Below are 18,565 nucleotides of genomic sequence, written 5' to 3' on the forward strand. Positions count from 1 at the left end.
TTAATTCGATCTCAGTTCGCTTTCCTCAAAAATCCCGCCGTGGCCCCGATCGAGCTCGGTTGCCATCAAGAGACTGCAGGCGGCAAGAAGCAGAACGAGTTTCAGTCCGTGGACTACCAACGAGACCGGTTGCCGACGGGCCGGGGAGACGCGTGACGGCGCGATATAGTACTGGTAATAGAATTGCGGATCATTCGTTTCCAGAAGGTTCTGGTAGACATGCGGCGGAATGTTTGCATGTCTCACCGGCGCGGACCCGGCGAACTTTACGTAGAGATCCCGCGTTTCGGCATCATACGCCGCACGTCCCTGCCTTGCTTTGAGGGCAGCCCATTCCATCGCAGCTCCTATACCCTCCCACGGCGTTAAGATGGCGGGCAGGCGCTCTAAGTCAAGTTAGGAATTTCAAACGCCGCCGATCGTCCTGGCGTCTGCAGCGCGGGCAATTCACCAGGATCTGCCGGCGTCGAAATCTTCGCACTCATCCTCGGTCATCTGGCGGTGAACAAACTCGCCGTCGACGACCTTGCGCATCACGTGACCCGTAATAGACATCTTCGTGTTGATGTCGGTGACAGGTTCGGTAACGAGGGCATAGCCCCACTCGTCTTCCCGACCTCCGTTCGCATAGCTCATCGAGATGCGTTTGAGCCTGGCAAGCAGTGAAAAGAAGATGTCTTTGGCGGTCCCGCCGAATGTCGCGTCGTGCATGATTTCTCCCCAGAAAATGGGGATGATCCAAATCTGTTCGCAATACAATCCTAACTTTTTGGGATGATGTCGAAACGGCTCGACTTTATTGGCGTTCAGTTAACCGGCTATCGATCATCGATCATCATCCGGGCCAAGCCGACCACCCAGAACTTTCCGCAACGCCTAGTCGGAATGAAAAAAGGACCGTATTCAGAATGAAAGGTCTTGCGCTCATTCTAGAGCTGGTCTAAATCGCGGCCACCACACGGTATTTTTAGATATCGGTCACAGGTGAGGCCTCGTGGCGGAGTGGTGACGCAGAGGACTGCAAATCCTTGTACCCCGGTTCAATTCCGGGCGAGGCCTCCAAATTCTCCTCGCCGCTGCAATAATTGCGCAACATCGCTTATTTTAAAGAACGGATGCTCGGCCCTACGCTTTTAACGGCTTGATGCACACGATCCGCGTCGCCAGACCCGGATTGTGGCGGGCTTCATGCAAGCTACGCCGGCGCTTGCTTCGGCGTTCGATCTGCTCAGGTCCTTTCACCGTCCAGCAACCCGCAGCAGAAGAGGCCGATGAGCGTTGCGACGATAAAGAAATCGAACAGCGTGAAATATTCGAGAATCGCAGACATGGCCTGCTGCTCCTATTCCTCCGCTGCAAATCATAACATGAAGGGGCAGGGCATTCCACGCTGGTGTTGCCGCGTCTTACCTCCTGTGGCGCGAAAGAGGCGCCTGGCGGATTCTTTTCGCCGACCGCTGCCAAGCCTTGAAACCATCCGTGGCGGAGATTAAGAGACGAGGGACAGGAACCGCTTTTCAAGAGCGAGAGGACATGATGGATTTCGAAGCAGCACGCGCAAAGATGGTCGACACCCAAATCCGCACGACGGATGTTACCTCGCATTCCGTGCTGACGGCTTTTCTCACGGTGCCGCGCGAATCTTTCGTGCCGGAGAGGTCGAAGCTCCTCGCTTATATCGACAACGATGTCGAGATCTCAGCCGCCGCACCGGGCAAGCCGGCCCGCTTCCTGATGGAGGCTTCGCCGCTCGCCAAGCTGCTGCAGCTGGCGGCCATCAGCAAAGACGATTTTGTGCTCGAGGTCGGTTGCGGCACGGGTTACACATCGGCACTGCTGTCGATCCTCGCCGGCTCGGTCATCGCGCTTGAATGCGACGAGGCGCTGGCCGCCGAAGCGAAGGCAAAGCTTGCCGACTATAGCAAGGTCGAGGTCGTGACCGGTCTCCTCGAAAAGGGCTACGCCGCCGGCGCCCCGTATGATCTGATCTTCATCAACGGGGCGGTCGAGGAGGTTCCGGCCGCTCTTCTCGGTCAGTTGCGCGATGGCGGCCGTCTGGTCACGGTTGAAGGTCATGGCAATGCCGCTCGCGCCAAAGTCTTCGTCGCCGAGCGCGGCGCCATTTCGGAGAATGTCTTCTTCAACGCTTCGGTCAAGCCGCTGCCGGGTTTCGCCAAGGCGCGCGAATTCGTTTTCTGACACTTTTCTCCCTCTTCAATCGACGAACGGGCGCCATCGGCGCCCGTTTTTGTCAGTGCTGCCGGAAAGCCTTCACAAACATCATTTATTCTGGCGCTGTCGTCTCCGAACGCTGGCGGCAGGCATTGGGTAACAAAACTGTGCATGGCCGCATTCAATTGATTCGCGATGATTTTTTTCACGTCTGGGGTATTCTAAGGTCGTGGTGATTCGGATGAACGCTCCACACCATCCGGTCGTTGTTTTGGGATAACGGGGATAGATATGGCTCAGCCAAGTGTAGCGCGTGAACCGTCCATGGAAGAAATTCTGGCCTCGATCCGCCAGATCATCGAAAGCAATGAACCCGGCGCCGGCAAGGCGATTTCAGCTTCCGTGCCGCCGGTTTACGGCGCCGACGAGGACGAAAACGGCTCCGAAATCCATCTGACGGTGGATGATACTTATGCCGGCGTGGAGTTTCCGGAACCGGCCATGCGCTCTTCCGATCCGCGTTTCGTCGCCGCCAATTCGGCTGGCATCGCCCCTGAGGCAGAAGCTCCGGCCCGCGCGCTGTCGCTTGCCGATGTCGCAGCCCGCGTGCGCGCTGCCTCCGAGCGCAGCGCCGTTCAGGCCGGTCAAGCTCTGCGCGAAATTCCGAGCGGCTTCCGCCAGCCGGAGCCGCAGCCGGCTGTGATGCCGGAGCCGCCGCGTGCTGCTAGTCCGCAGCCGCAGCCTGTTTTCACTGCTGCCGCAGCACCCGTTTCCCCCGATCCCGTCCGGCAGCGGGCCGAACCGGCGATTGCCGAAACACCGCAGGCCGCAGTCGCCGAGCAGGCAGCTGTTGCCGCCGAAACTGTGCCGCCGGTTTTGGAGCCGGCCCGTTCGTCGACCGAGCGTTTCCTGCCGAGCGTTGTCGACGAGGCCCAGCCGACGCTGCTTTCGGAAGATGCCGGTCTGCAGATCAGCCGCTCCTTCGAGGAGCTTGCCGCTGCGATTGACGGTGCCGAGCGTCGCTCGCTGGACGAGATTGCCGAGGACATGCTGCGCCCGATGCTGCGCGAATGGCTTGACGACAATCTGCCGACGCTGGTCGAAAGGCTGGTGCGTGAGGAAATCGAGCGCGTGGCGCGCGGCCCGCGCCGCTGATCGGATTGCTTTTTCATGGAAAAGCCGCTCCGGTCTCCGGGGCGGCTTTTTTATTGACTTGGCCGTGGCCATCCTATTTACAAACCCCCATCCTCGAACCTCGAAATTGGTCAGAAAATGCTCGACAAGACCTATGATTCCGCTGCCGTCGAACCGAAAATCGCCGCGAAATGGGATGATGCGGACGCCTTCCGCGCCGGCGCGAACGCCAAGCCCGGGGCCGAGACCTTCACCATCGTGATCCCGCCGCCGAACGTCACCGGTTCGCTGCATATGGGGCACGCGCTGAACAATACGCTGCAGGATATCATGGTGCGCTTTGAGCGCATGCGCGGTAAAGACGTGCTTTGGCAGCCAGGCATGGATCACGCCGGCATCGCCACCCAGATGGTCGTCGAGCGCAAGCTGATGGAACAGCAGCTGCCGGGCCGTCGAGAGATGGGTCGCGAAGCGTTCATCGACAAAGTCTGGGAGTGGAAGGCGGAATCGGGAGGCCTGATCTTCAACCAACTGAAGCGCCTCGGCGCGTCCTGCGACTGGTCACGCGAACGCTTCACCATGGACGAAGGCTTGTCGGAGGCGGTTCTTGAAGTCTTCGTCAGCCTTTACAAGGAAGGGCTGATCTACAAGGACAAGCGCCTCGTCAACTGGGATCCGAAACTGCTGACGGCGATTTCCGACCTTGAAGTCGAACAGCATGAGATCAAGGGCAATCTCTGGCACCTTCGTTATCCGCTGGAGCCGGGTGTCACCTATCAGTACCCAATTGCTTTTGACGAGGAAGGCAAGCCGTCCGAATGGGCAACGCGCGACTATCTGGTTGTTGCGACGACCCGCCCGGAAACGATGCTCGGCGATACCGGTGTTGCGGTCAATCCGGAGGACGAGCGCTATAAGTCGATTATCGGCAAGCATGTCATTCTGCCGATCGTCGGCCGCCGCATTCCGATCGTTGCCGACAACTACGCCGATCCGGCGGCCGGCACCGGCGCCGTCAAGGTGACGCCTGCGCACGACTTCAACGACTTTGAAGTCGGCAAGAGGGCTGGTCTGCGCGCGATCAACATCATGAATATCGACGGCACCATTGCTATAAAGGACAATGAGGATTTCCTCGAAGGCCTCGACAATCCGGCGGCATTGCATGGCGCCTGGGATCGCCTGGAAGGGCAGGACCGTTTCTACGCGCGCAAGGTCATTGTTGAAATTTTCGAAGAGGCGGGCCTCCTCGACAAGATCGAACCGCACAAGCATATGGTCCCGCACGGCGACCGTGGCGGCGTGCCGATCGAGCCGCGGCTGACCGAACAATGGTATGTCGATGCCAAGACGCTGGCCCAGCCGGCGATCGCCTCTGTCCGCGAAGGCCGCACCAGGATGGTGCCGAAGAGCTGGGACAAGACCTATTACGAATGGATGGAGAATATCCAGCCCTGGTGCGTCTCCCGTCAGCTCTGGTGGGGACACCAGATTCCCGCCTGGTACGGGCCGGACGGCCAGGTCTTCGTCGAAAAGACCGAGGAAGAGGCGCTGCAGGCGGCCATCCAGCATTACCTCTCGCATGAAGGGCCGATGAAGGCCTATGTCGAGGACCTGCTCGAAAATTTCAAGCCGGGCGAGATCCTGACGCGGGACGAGGATGTGCTCGACACTTGGTTCTCCTCCGCGCTCTGGCCCTTCTCCACGCTCGGCTGGCCGGACAAGACCCCGGAGCTTGCGCGTTATTACCCGACCAATGTGCTCGTCACCGGCTTCGACATCATCTTCTTCTGGGTCGCGCGCATGATGATGATGGGCCTGCATTTCATGAAGGACGAAGACGGCGAGCCGGTTGAACCCTTCAACACGGTCTATGTCCATGCGCTGGTGCGCGACAAGAATGGACAGAAGATGTCGAAGTCGAAGGGCAACGTTATCGACCCCTTGGAGCTGATCGACGAATACGGTGCCGACGCACTGCGGTTCACCCTGGCGATCATGGCGGCGCAGGGCCGCGACGTGAAGCTCGATCCGGCCCGCATCGCCGGCTACCGCAATTTCGGCACCAAGCTCTGGAACGCCACGCGTTTTGCCGAGATGAACGGTGCCAAGAGCGATCCGCACTTCGTGCCGGAGGCGGCCGAGCTTACCATCAATCGCTGGATCCTGACGGAGCTTGCCCGTACGGAACGTGACGTTACGGAAGCGCTTGAAGCCTTCCGTTTCAACGATGCCGCCAGCGCGCTTTACCGCTTCGTCTGGAACGAAGTCTGCGACTGGTATCTCGAGTTCCTGAAGCCGGTCTTCAATGGTGAGGACGAGGGCGCCAAGGCCGAAGCCCAGGCCTGCAGCGCTTATATTCTTGAAGAGATCTACAAGCTGTTGCATCCGTTCATGCCCTTCATGACCGAAGAGCTTTGGGCGCATACCGCCGGCGAAGGCAAAGAGCGCGACACGTTGGTCTGCCATGCCGAATGGCCATCGCCGTCCTATGCCGATGACGCAGCCGCCGACGAGATCAATTGGCTGATTGACCTCGTCTCCGGCATCCGCTCCGTGCGCGCCGAAATGAACGTGCCGCCGTCGGCAACCGCCCCGCTTGTCGTCGTCAAGGCCAACAATCTCACGCGCGAAAGGCTGTTCCGCCATGACGCCGCCATCAAGCGCCTTGCTCGGGTCGAAGCGATATCGCTGGCCGACGACGCGCCGAAGGGGGCGGCCCAGATCGTCGTTGCCGAAGCTACCGCGTGCCTGCCGCTCGGCAATCTGATTGACCTTTCCGCCGAAAAAGCCCGCCTGGAAAAAGCGATTTCGAAAATGGATGGAGAAATCGCCCGCATCAACGGCAAGCTTTCCAACGAGAAGTTCGTCGCCAACGCCAATCCCGAGGTGGTCGAGGCCGAGCGCGAGCGTCTCGACGAGTTGAAGGGGCAGATTGCCAGCTTGAAAACCGCGCATTCCCGCGTGAGTGAAGCCGGATAAGATCTGCAACCAACTTTGCCAATTATATCAAAGGCGCGCCCTCTGTGGGCGCGTCTTTTTTGATCCATCGTGTAGCGATTCGGGCCGTGAACTTGGCTGGATTTAGGCGATCAGCCTGTGGATTGCGGCCGCGCGAGCGCCCGATCGGCGAAAACTACCACTGTTGTCCGATTGATACAGCTTCTGCAATGATTGGAATGAAATCCTCTGAGGCGCCCAGAACTCGGACATCATCTGGAATAAAATTTTATTAACCAGATTTTTTGACGTGTCCGTCAATTTCTTTACGTAAGTTGGCCGTCGCAACGATTGGAAGCGCTACCGTGCGGCGCGTTGCCATTTCTGGCGAACACTTACACAGTGTCGTCACATCAATTGCTGGAGTGGGGGAGACACAATGGCATCGCGTATGTTTTCCAAGGGCGTAACGTCGCTCGTTCTTTTTTCGTCGCTTGCCTCGACGTCCTTTGCCGGCGGCCTGGAGCGCGGCGGCTATAACATCGATCAGCTATTCGATACGTCGCCATTCTCATTCCAGTCGGGCGTCACCTACGTGACGCCGCAGCGCAGGCTGAAGGACGTCCGTGACACGGATACTTCGGCAGCTCCAGGGGGCGGCAATCTCAACACCCGTCCAAACAGCGCTGACGAGACCGCGAATTACACTATCCCTTATATTGGCTTCAAGGCTGGCTTCGCGGACACGATCGACTGCCTTGTCGACTATTCCGAGCCCTTCGGCGGGCATACCAATCCCGGTTTGAACTGGGCTGGCGCCAACAACAATATCGAGACGAAGATCGAGACCCGCAACTATGGCGGCACCTGCTCCTATCGTTTCGATGTCGGCCCCGGGCAGCTTCGCTTCATCGGCGGCGCTTTCTATCAGGAAGTCGAGGGCTTCAAGGAACGCCTGGTTTCAACGGTTCCGCTTCTGTTTGGCACGGGCACCGGCATCGGCCGTCTCGATCTCGAAGACAGCGGCTGGGGCTGGCGCGCCGGTCTCGCCTACGAGATTCCGGAATATGCGATGCGCGCGAGCCTCGTCTATAACAGCCGCGTTAAATACGACAATCTGACTGGCACCGTGGACCTGACGCAGGTTTCTGCGCCGATTGCGCCGCTGAATGGCGCTCCGTACGGAAGGGTCACTGACGTCTTCGGCTCTGCAGAGGCGCCGGATTCGCTTGAACTGAAGCTGCAGAGCGGTATCGCTCCGGATTGGCTCGCCTTCGGATCGGTGAAGTGGACGAACTGGAGTGTCCTCCAGTCTGTGCCTTTCTGCCCGACCTCTACGAAGGGCCTTGTCGCCTGCCGATCAGGCGGCGCGACCGAGCTGACCTCGCTTGATCTTCTCTATCGTGATGGCTGGACGATCACCGGAGGTGTTGGCCACAAGTTCAATGAGCAATGGGCGGGTGCCGTCAGCCTGACATGGGACCGCGGCACCAGCCAGGGCTATGGCGCGCAGACGGACAGCTGGACACTGGGCCTTGGCGCCGCCTTGACGCCGACCGAACACATAGAATGGCGCTTTGCAGGTGCGGTGGGCGTGCTGACGAGCGGTTCGTCCGGCGTTGTAACCCGGAACGGCGTCACGTTTGGAGATGATGTCTCCTATTCCTATGGTGACGATCTGGTCGCGGCATTGTCGACCAGCCTAAAGGTTAAGTTCTAATCCCCTGTTTTGAAGAATTGAGGAGCCCGGCACTGCCGGGCTCTTCTTTGTCCCGTGCCCGTTAATCATGTTATGTCCTGACATCGTTTTGTGACGATTCAGCAACAGTTTTTTACGACGATTGGCGTATGGTGGCGGCGGGGCGAATTTGTCTACTTCCCGCCACAAAGAGGGCGCAGCGCTATAGGCGGGCAAGGAGATGGCAGGCGTAGGGTGCGTGTAAAGTAGCATGGGTCGATTTTTTTTCGGGAACAGCAGATCATGCGGCGCGATTTGCGACCATCGTTCGGTTGCGGCCGTTTCGCTTGTTGAACAAGGCTGTTCCCGCCGTAAATCTGGCCTCGCGATGAGATTAGCAATCCATCCATTGTCGGTATTTTCGACCCGCCCGCCTGAGCGGCGCGGCTTAGGCGCAGATGCCGATACTGGTTTCGTCACAATTGCTGTTTACGAAAGCGATAGGGGCGGGAAGGCGAATGCCGCGCCTGCCGAAACAGTGCCAGGCAAATTGCAGTCGGGCCATGCCGGGAGCCGGGTGGTTCTGGATGATATGGTGAAAATTCGGCCTTCCGAAAAAGGCCAATGGGCTGGATGCGACGCGGGTAAAGGGGCCATGGAGCCCGCCGCGGGATCGCTCGCCTCGAAAGAACACATCCGCGGTATGCCCGGCGCCAGCGCCGGCTGCGTGCGATGAACGAAAGAAATCGGTTGAAATGGTAACGTCCGAGTTCAAACTGTTCAAACTCATGCTGGTGAGCATGTGGATGGCAATATCGCTGTCGGGTCCGGTTCACGCTTTCGACATCAAGAGCGACGTCAGCAAGGAGTCCGGTCCTTTCGATCTGTTCAAGTTCGGCTTCAAGGCCTACAAAAACGGTCAGAAGGAGGAGGCGGTCGAAGCCTACAAATACGCCGCTGAAAAGGGCCATACCGGTTCGCGCTGGGCGCTTGCCAATATGTACGCTGACGGCGACGGCGTCACCCAGGATGATTTCGAAGCCTTCAAGATCTATAGTGAGATCGCCCAGCAGGGTGTCGAACCCGGCTCGGAAGATACAGGTTTCTTCGTCAACGCGCTTCTCGCGCTCGCCAATTACTACAAGCACGGTATCGCCGGCAGCCCGGTCAAGATCGATCTTACCCAGGCGCGCCAGCTCTATTTCCAGGTGGCCTCCACCTTTGGCGTTCCCGAAGCACAGTTTCAGCTGGCGCAGATGATGCTGGCCGGCGAGGGCGGCAATGCCAGCCCGCAGCAGGCGAAAAAGTGGTTGAACCAAGCCCGCAAGAGTGGCCATCCCGGCGCCATGGCGGTTTTCGGAAACATTCTTTTCGACGAAGGCCAGACGGCCCGCGGTCTCGCACTGATGACCGCCGCTCTAGACCGCTGCAAGCCGAAAGATTGCAGCTGGATGGAAGCGCTACAGGAGCAGGCCTTCTCGGTCGCCAACGAAGCCGACCGTCGCACCGCAGTTTCGCTGTCGCACGCTATCGCGAGCGGTTCCGACTGAGGCTTTCCATTCAGCGCGCGCGGCATTGAACCCGCGCCTCCTTCATCGCGTGCCTGAACGACGGGCTGCTGCAGGCACGGAAGGTCAGGCTGCAAAATCGAAATAAGCGATGACGGGCACATGATCGGACGGCTTTTCCCAGGCCCGCACATGCTTTTCGATCGCCGCCGACGTCATCCGGTCGGCAGCTTCGGGTGACAGCAGCAGGTGGTCGATGCGGATGCCGTTGTTCTTCGGCCATGCACCCGCCTGATAATCCCAGAAGGAATAGAGCCGCGTCGCATCCGTCGTTGCGCGCACCGCATCGGTCAATCCGAGATTTTCGAGCCTGCGAAATGCCTGCCGCGTCTGCGGCAGAAACAACGCATCGCTTTCCCAGACCCTGGGATCGAAGCAGTCGTGCGGTTCGGGGATGACGTTGTAGTCGCCGGCAAGCACCAACATCTCTTCATAGGCCAGCCGTTCGGCTGCGAAGCTCCTCAGACGCTCCATCCATGCGAGCTTGTAGGGATACTTCTCCGTGTCGACAGGATTGCCGTTCGGAAGATAGATGCAGCAGACGCGCAGGATGCGGCTGTCGGGCAGCGTGAACACCGCTTCAAGGAAACGTGCCTGCTCGTCCAGCGGATCCCCGGGCAGGCCGCGGTTGACTTCAAAAGGCGAAGTCTTGGAGAGGATCGCGACGCCGTTGAATCCCTTCTGGCCGTGCGTCTCGACATGATAGCCGAGCGCTTCGATCTCCAGCCGGGGAAAGCCTTCGTCGATCGTCTTGATCTCCTGCAGGCAGACGATGTCGGGATCGGAATCCTTGAGCCATTGCGTGAGATTGTCGATCCGCGCCTTGACGCCGTTGATGTTCCAGGTCGCGATCTTCATGGCTCTGTCCCGTCGCTAGAGCATGTCGCGCAAAGGCCTGCGGCCATTTTTGCGATCACGACATGCGGAAAATCAAAGACCTGAAGCGTAGCAAGCGAATCTGACAGCCACACGCTTCAGTGCGCTCCTTTTATCGCGGTCTTTCGCCGCTGGACAGGCCGATAAACCGGCCGGAAGCAGTTCTTCCGCCTGTCGTTGGGGGCAACGTTGTGCGTTCTGATATTCAGATAGAGAAGCTGGTGCCGCAGCCGCAGCTTGCCACCGCGTTCGGGTTCTTGATCTGGAACGATTGGCCAAGCAGATTGTCGACGAAGTCGATCTCGGAGCCTGCCATATAGACGAGCGACAGGCTGTCGATCAGCACCTTCGCGTCGTTCTTTTCAACGACGATATCGTCATCCCCAGCGCTGTCGGCGAGGTCGAACTTATAGGAAAAGCCCGAACAGCCGCCGCCTTCGACCGAAACGCGCAACGCGCTTTTGCCGGCCTCCGCACTGATGATCGCGGCGATACGCTTTGCCGCGGCATCCGAAAGAGTTACACTCGTATCCGTCATGTTTCCTCCTGCCGGGGTCAAGATCCGGAGAGAATGGGTTTTGGCACTCAAATGTTCAAATGCCTGATATCAAAGGTACTTAGCATGATCTTCGCGAAAATGCCATGATGCGCCGAAGCGGTCGGCGAACGCCTCTTTGCCGTTTCCTCGGGCTATAGGTATGAAGAGGGCGGAGCGGCGTCAATGGGCAGATGCGGCAACAGGCAGAATGACGGTGAAGAATGACGATTGACAGGCGAGCTTTAGGTTTTGGCGGTAGCGAAAGAGCGGTCTATGCGGCCGACCCATGGACGACGCGTGGGCGTCTCTATCCGGAAGACGGCAGTCCGACGCGCTCCGATTTCCAACGCGACCGCGACCGCATTGTCCATACTACCGCCTTCCGCCGGCTGAAGCACAAGACCCAGGTCTTCATCGCCCAGGACGGCGATCACTACCGCACCCGGCTGACGCATACGATCGAGGTGGCGCAGATTGCACGTGCGCTTGCCCGCGCCCTGAAACTCGACGAAGACCTGGCCGAGGGCGTGGCGCTGGTGCACGATTTCGGCCATACGCCGTTCGGCCATACCGGCGAGGACGCGCTGCACGAGGTGCTGTTGCCTTATGGCGGCTTTGACCACAATGCCCAATCGCTGCGCATCGTGACCAAGCTCGAGCGGCGGTATGCCGAATTCGACGGCATCAATCTCACGTGGGAAAGCCTCGAAGGTCTGGTCAAGCACAATGGTCCGCTACTGACACCAGATGGTGCGGGCACGCGCGGCCCGGTTCCGCAGCCGATCCTCGATTATTGCGAACTGCACGATCTCGAGCTTGCAACCTATGCCAGCCTCGAAGCCCAGGTCGCCGCGATCGCCGACGACATCGCCTATAACACCCATGATATCGACGACGGTCTGCGCTCCGGCTATCTGAGTTTCGACATGCTGGAGGAAATTCCCTTTCTCGCCGGATTGATGGCCGAGGTGAGGGGGCGCTATCCGCATCTGGAGCCGAGCCGTTTCACCCACGAGATCATGCGCCGCCAGATCACCCGCATGGTCGAGGACGTCATCAGCGTCGCGCAGGAGCGCGTTTCGCTTCTTCGTCCTGAAAGTGCTGCCGACATCCGCGGAGCCGACCGGGTTATCGCCACCTTTTCCGAAGACATGGCCGAAACCGACAGGCAGATCAAGGCGATGCTCTTCAAGCGCATCTACCGTAATCCCGATATCATGCGCATCCGCGCCGGTGCTGCCCAGATCGTCACGGATCTCTTTGCCGCCTACATGGCCAATCCCAAGGAGATGCAGAGCCATTACTGGGTCGATCATATTGCGGGGCTCGCCGATGCGCCGAAGGCTCGCCATGTCGGCGACTACCTCGCCGGCATGACCGACACCTATGCGATCAGTGCCCACAGGCGATTGTTTGACCACACTCCGGATTTGCGATAGGCAGCGGTCGCCCGCCGAAGGCCGACTTGCGCTCTTTGGCACAGCCTATGCATGGAAGAGTGCGATGAACCTTTTTACCGACTTCGAAGCCAGGATCAAAACCGCCCTTGAACAGATCGATCTGGTCAGGGAAAAGCGATCTGAGCTCGATTTCGGGCGCATTACGGTCGAACCGCCGCGCGATGCCAGTCATGGCGATGTTGCGACCAACGCTGCGATGGTGCTGGCAAAGCCGCTTGGCACTAATCCTCGTGCCCTTGCTGACGTCATCATCGCCAAACTCAAGGAGGATGCCGACGTCGCCGATGTCTCGGTGGCGGGCCCCGGTTTCATCAACATCCGTCTCGCCGTCGGTTATTGGCAGCGGTTGCTCGCCTCCATCATCGGTGCCGGCACCGACTATGGCCGCTCGACGCTCGGTGAGGGCCGGAAGGTTAATGTCGAATATGTCTCGGCCAATCCGACTGGCCCGATGCATGTTGGTCATTGCCGCGGCGCCGTTGTCGGCGATGCGCTCGCCAACCTGCTCGCCTTTGCCGGATATGGCGTCGAAAAGGAATACTATATCAACGATGCAGGCTCGCAGATCGACGTGCTGGCCCGCTCGGTCTTCCTGCGTTATCGCGAAGCGCTCGGCGAACGGATCGGCGAAATCCCCTCGGGTCTCTATCCCGGAGATTATCTCGTTCCTGTCGGTCAGTCGCTTGCCGCCGATTATGGCGTCCGGCTGCACAATATGCCGGAAGAGGAATGGATGCCGATCGTCAAGGATCGCACGATCGATGCGATGATGGCGATGATCCGTGAAGATCTGGCGGCGCTGAATGTCCACCACGATATCTTCTTCTCCGAGCGCACCTTGCATGCCAACGGTGCGGCAGCCATCCGCACGGCGATCAACGACCTGACCTTCAAGGGCTACGTCTACAAGGGCACGCTGCCGCCGCCGAAGGGCCAGGTTGCCGAGGACTGGGAAGATCGCGAGCAGACGCTATTTCGCTCGACCGAAGTGGGCGACGATATGGACCGGCCGCTGATCAAGTCGGACGGCTCCTACACCTACTTTGCCGCCGATGTCGCCTATTTCAAGAACAAGTTCGACCGCGGCTTCGAGGAGATGATCTACGTGCTCGGCGCCGACCATGGCGGTTACGTCAAGCGCCTGGAAGCGGTTGCGCGCGCCGTCTCGGAAGGTAAGGCGAAGCTGACCGTGCTGCTCTGCCAGCTCGTCAAGCTTTACCGGAATGGCGAGCCCGTGAAGATGTCGAAACGCTCCGGCGATTTCGTCACGCTCAGGGATGTCGTCGAGGAAGTCGGCCGTGATTCGGTTCGGTTCATGATGCTTTACCGCAAGAATTCCGAACCGCTCGACTTCGATTTCGCCAAAGTGACGGAACAGTCGAAGGACAATCCCGTCTTCTACGTGCAATATGCGCATGCCCGCTGCATGTCGGTCTTCCGGCAGGCCAGGGAGGCGTTCCCGGACCTCGATGTCTCGCCTGAAGATCTTGCCAAAAGCGTTGCTGGCATTGGGGATCCGGCCGAATTGCAGTTGGTCGCCAAGCTGGCCGAATTCCCTCGTGTCGTCGAAGCGGCGGCCCAGTCGCAGGAGCCGCATCGCATCGCTTTCTACCTCTATGACCTCGCCAGTTCCTTCCACGCGCACTGGAACAAAGGTAAAGATCAGACGGAATTACGATTTGTTAATGATAAAAACCGAGAATCAAGTATTGCCAGACTTGGGCTGGTGTACGCCGTCGCGTCGGTTTTGAAGTCGGGACTTGCCATTACAGGCACTGCCGCACCTGACGAAATGCGATAACGTCACCATTTCCCCACAATGCGCTGGCATTTGAGCGTTGGCGTTTGCGAGTGGGATAGGCATGGCTGAGAAACAACTTGCGTATGATACGCGCGGAAAAGACGATCTGTTTGCTGACGACGATCCGTTGGCCGAACTTGCCCGTATCGTCGGCTTCGAACCGCGTGTTGCAGCAAATACAGTGACCGAGGCCGCGCGCCGCGAACCCGCCTTCAATCTTGAAGACGAACTCGGGCGCGAGTTCGACCGCTACGATTCGCCGCGTCCGCTTGGCGAACTGGACCGGCCGGCCGAGCCGATCGCTGACGACATCACCCCCGAAGATTATGTCGAGCCCGTTCTCGATGCTTCCCCCGTTGCGGTTGACGTGGATGTTCCGGAGCTCGTCTCCGTTGATCCCGTTGCCGCAGAAGAAGCTGCCGAACTCCCTGCAAGGGATTGGGATGCGGCCGCCGACCGGGCAGCCGATCCGCTGCCGCTTTCTGTCGATCCTGCTTCCGAGGTGCCGGTCCAAACCGCTTTTGGCGGCGCCCGCGACCTGATCGAGGAACTCGAACTGTCGATCGGTGCAGCACCGGTCTCTTCGCTGGCGCAGCCAGCCAAGGCCCCGCAATGGTCGGCCGCCAGCATCAGGCTGCCGCTCGCTAACTTCCACGCCCCGAAACGTGAGGAGCCGGTGGCCCCGCCGGCGGCTGTAGTCGAGCCCGCTGTCGAAGCAGTCGGCGAGCCTGCGGCTGAAGCTCCCGCTGATCCGATGGCTGATGCAGCGGTTGCCGATCTTGCCTGGGCAGAGCCGGAGCCCATGATCAAGCAGCCGGCGCCCATTGCGGCTGTCGAACCTGCCGAGGAGTTCGAATCCGTGGCGCCATCCTTCGGCTTTCCCGCCGAGCTCGATCGCCACGATGAGGCAATCGCGCCGCAAGAAACTGCTGAAGCCGAGGAATTCGTTGAAGTTGAGGACGAGCTGGAAGAGTTCAGCTCCGACGCCGGTTTCGACCTCGCGGCCGCCATCGAGGGCGAGATCCAGGCCGACGCCGCGCTGACTGAGGTCGGGCACGAAGTTCCGCATACCGCCGGCACTTTCGATGTCGACGACCTGCTGGCCGACGTCTCGCGCTATCCGGTGCCTCGTCCGGTTTTGCAGCGCGCCAATCTGGCGCCGGTTTCGCCGGAGCCCGCCTCCCTCGGGGCCGCACCGGTTCAGCCCGAGGCGGTCGCGCCCGCACTGGTCTCTGCTGCACCGGTCCTTTCCGCTCCGATCGAAAGGGTGCCTGCCTATACTGCCGAAGCCGCAAGGCCGGTCGCGCCACAGCCTGCCGAGGTCACTCCGCCCCAGCCGGTCGCAACGGTATATTCGCGGGCGCCGCAGCCCACCGCGGAGGCTGATGATCCCTTTGCGGGCCACGATTTCGAACTGGATCTTGCCGGCATCGAGCTGGAACTTGCCGATCTTGATTTCTCCGAAGCAGCAGAGCCTGCGCCGCAGCCAAAGGCGCAGCCGGCACCCGTTGCGCCCCAGGAGGCAGCGCCTGAGCACTTGGAGGCGGCCGTGCCGCCGCAGCCCGCGCCGGCCTTGATTCCCGAACCGCCGGCCGCAGCTCCGGCGCCTGCTTTCAATTGGGCGCCTGCCGCAGAGGCATCTGCCGCTGAAACGACCGAAGACTTGCCGTTTGATCCGGCAATGATCTCCGATCCCGAGGATCGTCCCGAGACAGTGGACGACATGCATGTGCCGGCGCTGCCGCCGGTCGAGCAGCCCGCTCCGGTCGCGAAAACCGCGGATTTCGATTTCGATCTCGATGCAGAGATCGCGAGCTTCTTCGAACCGGCCAAGCCGCGCGAGACGGCGGCGCCCGCCCGCAATATGGCGGCCGCTGCGGCAAAGCCGGCTAAGCCGACCATTGCCGACGGCCTCGATGATTTCGAACGGGCGCTGGAGGAGGATTTCCGCCGCAGCGTACGCGAGCCGGTCGAGCGTCGGGAGACCTCCGAAGTCCGCATCGAGTCGGCAAGCCAGGCCGCAGATTTCAGCCGTGCCCGCTCGATGCGCCGGCTGCTTGCCGGGGCCGTGGTGCTGGTGGTCTTCGCCGGTGTTGGTTATGGCGTCTATTCCTCCGTGTGGAACGGTGAGGGGCTTGGTATTGTCGCTTCCGGCGAGCCGCGCGTGATCACGGCGGACAAAGCGCCGGTCAAGGTCGTTCCGGAAAATCCGGGTGGCAAGACCGTGCCGAACCAGGATAAGGCCGTCTACGACCGCGTCGCGGGTTCTGCCGAGGAGCCGAAGCAGAAGGCTCTCGTTTCCTCGGACGAGGCGCCTGTCGATGTCGTCCAGCGCACTTTGACGCCGGAGACGTTGCCGGAGGATGACGAGAACGTCGGTGCCGACGATCGGGTTACGCCGACGGCGGTTGGTGAGACGGAGGATCCGCGTCTTCTGCCGAACCAGGCTAACGCCGACGACGCTTCCGCAAGCGACGCCGACAAGACGCCGTCCGTTTCGCCGCGCAAGGTACGCACGATGATCGTCAAGCCTGACGGCACCCTGGTCGCCCGCGAGGAGTCTGCGCCGGTCGACCAGCCGGCCCAGTCTGCTCAGCCGATGCCGTCTGCCCAGCCGTCTGTGACGGCGCAATCGGCCTCGACGGCGCCATCGGCTCCGATGGCACCGCCGGTTGCCGGAACGGCTGCGAGCTTCCCGGCAAGCGCCGAAGTTGCTTCCGCCGATGCGCGTTCCGCGGCACCTGTCGAAACCGCGCCGGCACAGCCGTCGCCTGCCGCAACTGCCCCCGCCGCAACCGCCGATGTGCAGCCGGCAAATCCCGCGCCGGCCGATGCGGCGGTGCGGCCGGTCAAGACGACGACGATTGCCGATACGGCTCCGGTTCCGATCGCCCGCCCGGCCGATCAGCCCGTCAATGTGGTCGGAACCGTCACAGAGAAGGGTAATGTCCGCACGCCCGCGCAGCAGCCGACGCAGGTCGCCTCCGCAACGCCGGCCGCCGCCCAGCCGCAGCAAGCCGCATCCGCCGGCGGCTACGGCCTCCAGATCGCTTCGCTGCCGTCGGAGGACGAGGCTAATAAATCCTACGCCAACCTGTCGAAGAAATTTGCCGGCGTGCTCGGTGGCCGCGCCCATGAGATCCGCAGGGCCGATATTGCCGGCAAGGGCACTTTCTACCGTGTCCGCATCCCGGTCGGCTCCAAGGACGAGGCCGCAGCACTCTGCGAGAAGTATCGTGCCGCGGGTGGAAGCTGCCTGATCTCGCGGTAACTGCAGGTTGTTGAATAGGAGAGCGGTGGGCCGGGTCGGTCCGCCGCTCTTTTTTGTGCATCGTGCCCGGCCTCGCTCGCATTTGGCGGGGCGGCGTCTATGATTCTCGCATGACCGAATCAAAAGCGATGATCCTGGGCTGCAGCGGCCTTTCCCTCACCTCCGAAGAGAAAGCCCTTTACCGTGGCGAACGACCTTGGGGCTTCATCCTCTTCGGACGCAATATCTCCGAAGCATCTCAAATCGCTGATCTCGTCGCTGAACTGCGCGACAGCGTCGGCTGGCATGCACCGGTTCTGATCGACCAGGAGGGGGGGCGCGTCCAGCGCATCCGTCCGCCGGTCTTGCCACGGTATCCCGCAGGCCAGGCGCTGGGTGATCTCTATCGCCGCGATCCTGTGCTCGGGATCCGGGCCGCCTGGGTGATGTCACGGCTGCATGCCTTCGATCTTTCGAGCGTCGGCATCAATGTCGATTGTCTGCCGGTGCTCGATGTGCCGGTCGAAGGAAGCAGCAATGTCATCGGCGACCGTGCCTATGGCGGCGATCCCGACACCGTCATCGCCATGGGACGGGCGGCTGGCGACGGGCTGAAGGCCGGCGGTCTGCTGCCTGTCATGAAGCATATGCCAGGCCATGGTCGCGGCTTTGCAGATTCGCATCTGGAGCTGCCTGTGGTTACCGTCTCGCGCGATGAGCTGGAAACCCATGATTTCCCGCCCTTTATGGCGATGAAAGACGAACTGATGGCGATGACCTGCCATCTCGTCTTCACATCGATCGACCCTGATAATCCGGCGACGACCTCACGCAAGGTGATCGACGGCATCATCCGTGAGCATATCGGCTTTGGTGGTCTGCTGCTTTCCGACGATAGCTCGATGAACGCGCTTTCCGGCACGATCGGCGAACGGGCAGCGAATATTATTGCAGGCGGATGCGATATCGTGCTGCATTGCAACGGCGATATGGACGAGATGCTGGATGTCGTGGCAAATGTTCCGCCGCTGGCCGGCGCGTCGCTTGCCCGGGCAAATGCGGTCGAGGCAGGCTTCGCCGCGCCGGATGCGGCTGACGAAGCCGGGTTGCGCGCAGAATTTGAGGCGATGTTTGCGATGGTTTGATCG

The 18,565-nt window shown here is 60.5% G+C and carries 13 protein-coding genes and 1 tRNA gene; 10 read left to right on the top strand and 4 right to left on the bottom strand.

The features are described from left to right. Positions 1-339, bottom strand: a complete 339-nt coding sequence (locus J2J98_RS09150; RefSeq protein ID WP_064709138.1) for a KTSC domain-containing protein — start codon at positions 337-339, stop codon at positions 1-3. A 108-nt stretch (positions 340-447) separates the two neighbouring features. After that, a complete protein-coding gene (locus J2J98_RS09155) occupies positions 448-711 on the bottom strand; it encodes a hypothetical protein (RefSeq protein WP_207602905.1) in 264 nt (87 codons plus the stop codon). Positions 712-988: 277 nt separating this feature from the next. Here J2J98_RS09155 and J2J98_RS09160 point away from each other — a divergent pair. The 6 genes from J2J98_RS09160 to exoR all read left to right on the top strand — a co-directional run bounded on the left by J2J98_RS09160 (position 989) and on the right by exoR (position 9,474). Beyond that, positions 989-1,062, top strand: a tRNA-Cys gene (locus J2J98_RS09160). 471 nt (positions 1,063-1,533) lie between these two features. Further along, positions 1,534-2,199 carry a protein-L-isoaspartate O-methyltransferase family protein gene (locus tag J2J98_RS09165; RefSeq protein ID WP_207602906.1) on the top strand — a complete coding sequence of 222 codons (666 nt, stop codon included), beginning with the start codon at positions 1,534-1,536 and terminating at the stop codon, positions 2,197-2,199. 264 nt (positions 2,200-2,463) lie between these two features. After that, positions 2,464-3,327, top strand: coding sequence for a DUF2497 domain-containing protein (locus J2J98_RS09170; RefSeq protein WP_207602907.1), 864 nt, complete (start codon positions 2,464-2,466; stop codon positions 3,325-3,327). 117 nt (positions 3,328-3,444) lie between these two features. After that, positions 3,445-6,288 (top strand): valine--tRNA ligase, encoded by a 2,844-nt coding sequence (locus tag J2J98_RS09175; protein WP_207602908.1) that lies wholly within the window; start codon positions 3,445-3,447, stop codon positions 6,286-6,288. 397 nt (positions 6,289-6,685) lie between these two features. Next, complete coding sequence (locus J2J98_RS09180; RefSeq protein ID WP_207602909.1) at positions 6,686-7,966, top strand: OmpP1/FadL family transporter; 1,281 nt, start codon at positions 6,686-6,688, stop codon at positions 7,964-7,966. Between the two features lie 713 nt (positions 7,967-8,679). Further along, positions 8,680-9,474: an exopolysaccharide production regulator ExoR gene (gene exoR / locus J2J98_RS09185; RefSeq protein WP_138394035.1), complete on the top strand. Its 795-nt coding sequence runs from the start codon at positions 8,680-8,682 to the stop codon at positions 9,472-9,474. 84 nt (positions 9,475-9,558) lie between these two features. Here the strand turns inward: exoR and xth are convergent, their stop codons facing one another. Then, complete coding sequence (gene xth, locus J2J98_RS09190; RefSeq protein ID WP_064709131.1) at positions 9,559-10,350, bottom strand: exodeoxyribonuclease III; 792 nt, start codon at positions 10,348-10,350, stop codon at positions 9,559-9,561. Positions 10,351-10,573: 223 nt separating this feature from the next. Next, positions 10,574-10,906, bottom strand: coding sequence for an iron-sulfur cluster insertion protein ErpA (gene erpA / locus J2J98_RS09195; RefSeq protein ID WP_064709130.1), 333 nt, complete (start codon positions 10,904-10,906; stop codon positions 10,574-10,576). A gap of 221 nt (positions 10,907-11,127) precedes the next feature. On the opposite strand from erpA, the gene J2J98_RS09200 reads away from it, so the two are divergent. The 4 genes from J2J98_RS09200 to nagZ all read left to right on the top strand — a co-directional run bounded on the left by J2J98_RS09200 (position 11,128) and on the right by nagZ (position 18,562). Beyond that, the gene (locus tag J2J98_RS09200; protein ID WP_207602910.1) at positions 11,128-12,345 is read left to right on the top strand and encodes a deoxyguanosinetriphosphate triphosphohydrolase; all 1,218 of its coding nucleotides are present in this window, start codon (positions 11,128-11,130) and stop codon (positions 12,343-12,345) included. Between the two features lie 64 nt (positions 12,346-12,409). Then, the gene (argS, locus tag J2J98_RS09205) at positions 12,410-14,167 is read left to right on the top strand and encodes an arginine--tRNA ligase (protein WP_207602911.1); all 1,758 of its coding nucleotides are present in this window, start codon (positions 12,410-12,412) and stop codon (positions 14,165-14,167) included. A gap of 61 nt (positions 14,168-14,228) precedes the next feature. Beyond that, on the top strand, positions 14,229-17,438 hold the full coding sequence (locus tag J2J98_RS09210; protein WP_207602912.1) for an SPOR domain-containing protein: 3,210 nt from the start codon (positions 14,229-14,231) through the stop codon (positions 17,436-17,438). A gap of 110 nt (positions 17,439-17,548) precedes the next feature. After that, on the top strand, positions 17,549-18,562 hold the full coding sequence (gene nagZ / locus J2J98_RS09215; RefSeq protein WP_207602913.1) for a beta-N-acetylhexosaminidase: 1,014 nt from the start codon (positions 17,549-17,551) through the stop codon (positions 18,560-18,562). Positions 18,563-18,565: the final 3 nt, after the last annotated feature.

The organism is Rhizobium bangladeshense (assembly GCF_017357245.1).
Lineage (GTDB): Bacteria > Pseudomonadota > Alphaproteobacteria > Rhizobiales > Rhizobiaceae > Rhizobium > Rhizobium bangladeshense.

Bases quoted from the DNA above. Each gene is read 5' to 3' on its own strand.
- J2J98_RS09150 (WP_064709138.1), bottom strand. From the start codon at position 339: ATGGAATGGGCTGCCCTCAAAGCAAGGCAGGGACGTGCGGCGTATGAT.
- J2J98_RS09155 (WP_207602905.1), bottom strand. From the start codon at position 711: ATGCACGACGCGACATTCGGCGGGACCGCCAAAGACATCTTCTTTTCA.
- J2J98_RS09165 (WP_207602906.1), top strand. From the start codon at position 1,534: ATGATGGATTTCGAAGCAGCACGCGCAAAGATGGTCGACACCCAAATC.
- J2J98_RS09170 (WP_207602907.1), top strand. From the start codon at position 2,464: ATGGCTCAGCCAAGTGTAGCGCGTGAACCGTCCATGGAAGAAATTCTG.
- J2J98_RS09175 (WP_207602908.1), top strand. From the start codon at position 3,445: ATGCTCGACAAGACCTATGATTCCGCTGCCGTCGAACCGAAAATCGCC.
- J2J98_RS09180 (WP_207602909.1), top strand. From the start codon at position 6,686: ATGGCATCGCGTATGTTTTCCAAGGGCGTAACGTCGCTCGTTCTTTTT.
- exoR (WP_138394035.1), top strand. From the start codon at position 8,680: ATGGTAACGTCCGAGTTCAAACTGTTCAAACTCATGCTGGTGAGCATG.
- xth (WP_064709131.1), bottom strand. From the start codon at position 10,350: ATGAAGATCGCGACCTGGAACATCAACGGCGTCAAGGCGCGGATCGAC.
- erpA (WP_064709130.1), bottom strand. From the start codon at position 10,906: ATGACGGATACGAGTGTAACTCTTTCGGATGCCGCGGCAAAGCGTATC.
- J2J98_RS09200 (WP_207602910.1), top strand. From the start codon at position 11,128: ATGACGATTGACAGGCGAGCTTTAGGTTTTGGCGGTAGCGAAAGAGCG.
- argS (WP_207602911.1), top strand. From the start codon at position 12,410: ATGAACCTTTTTACCGACTTCGAAGCCAGGATCAAAACCGCCCTTGAA.
- J2J98_RS09210 (WP_207602912.1), top strand. From the start codon at position 14,229: ATGGCTGAGAAACAACTTGCGTATGATACGCGCGGAAAAGACGATCTG.
- nagZ (WP_207602913.1), top strand. From the start codon at position 17,549: ATGACCGAATCAAAAGCGATGATCCTGGGCTGCAGCGGCCTTTCCCTC.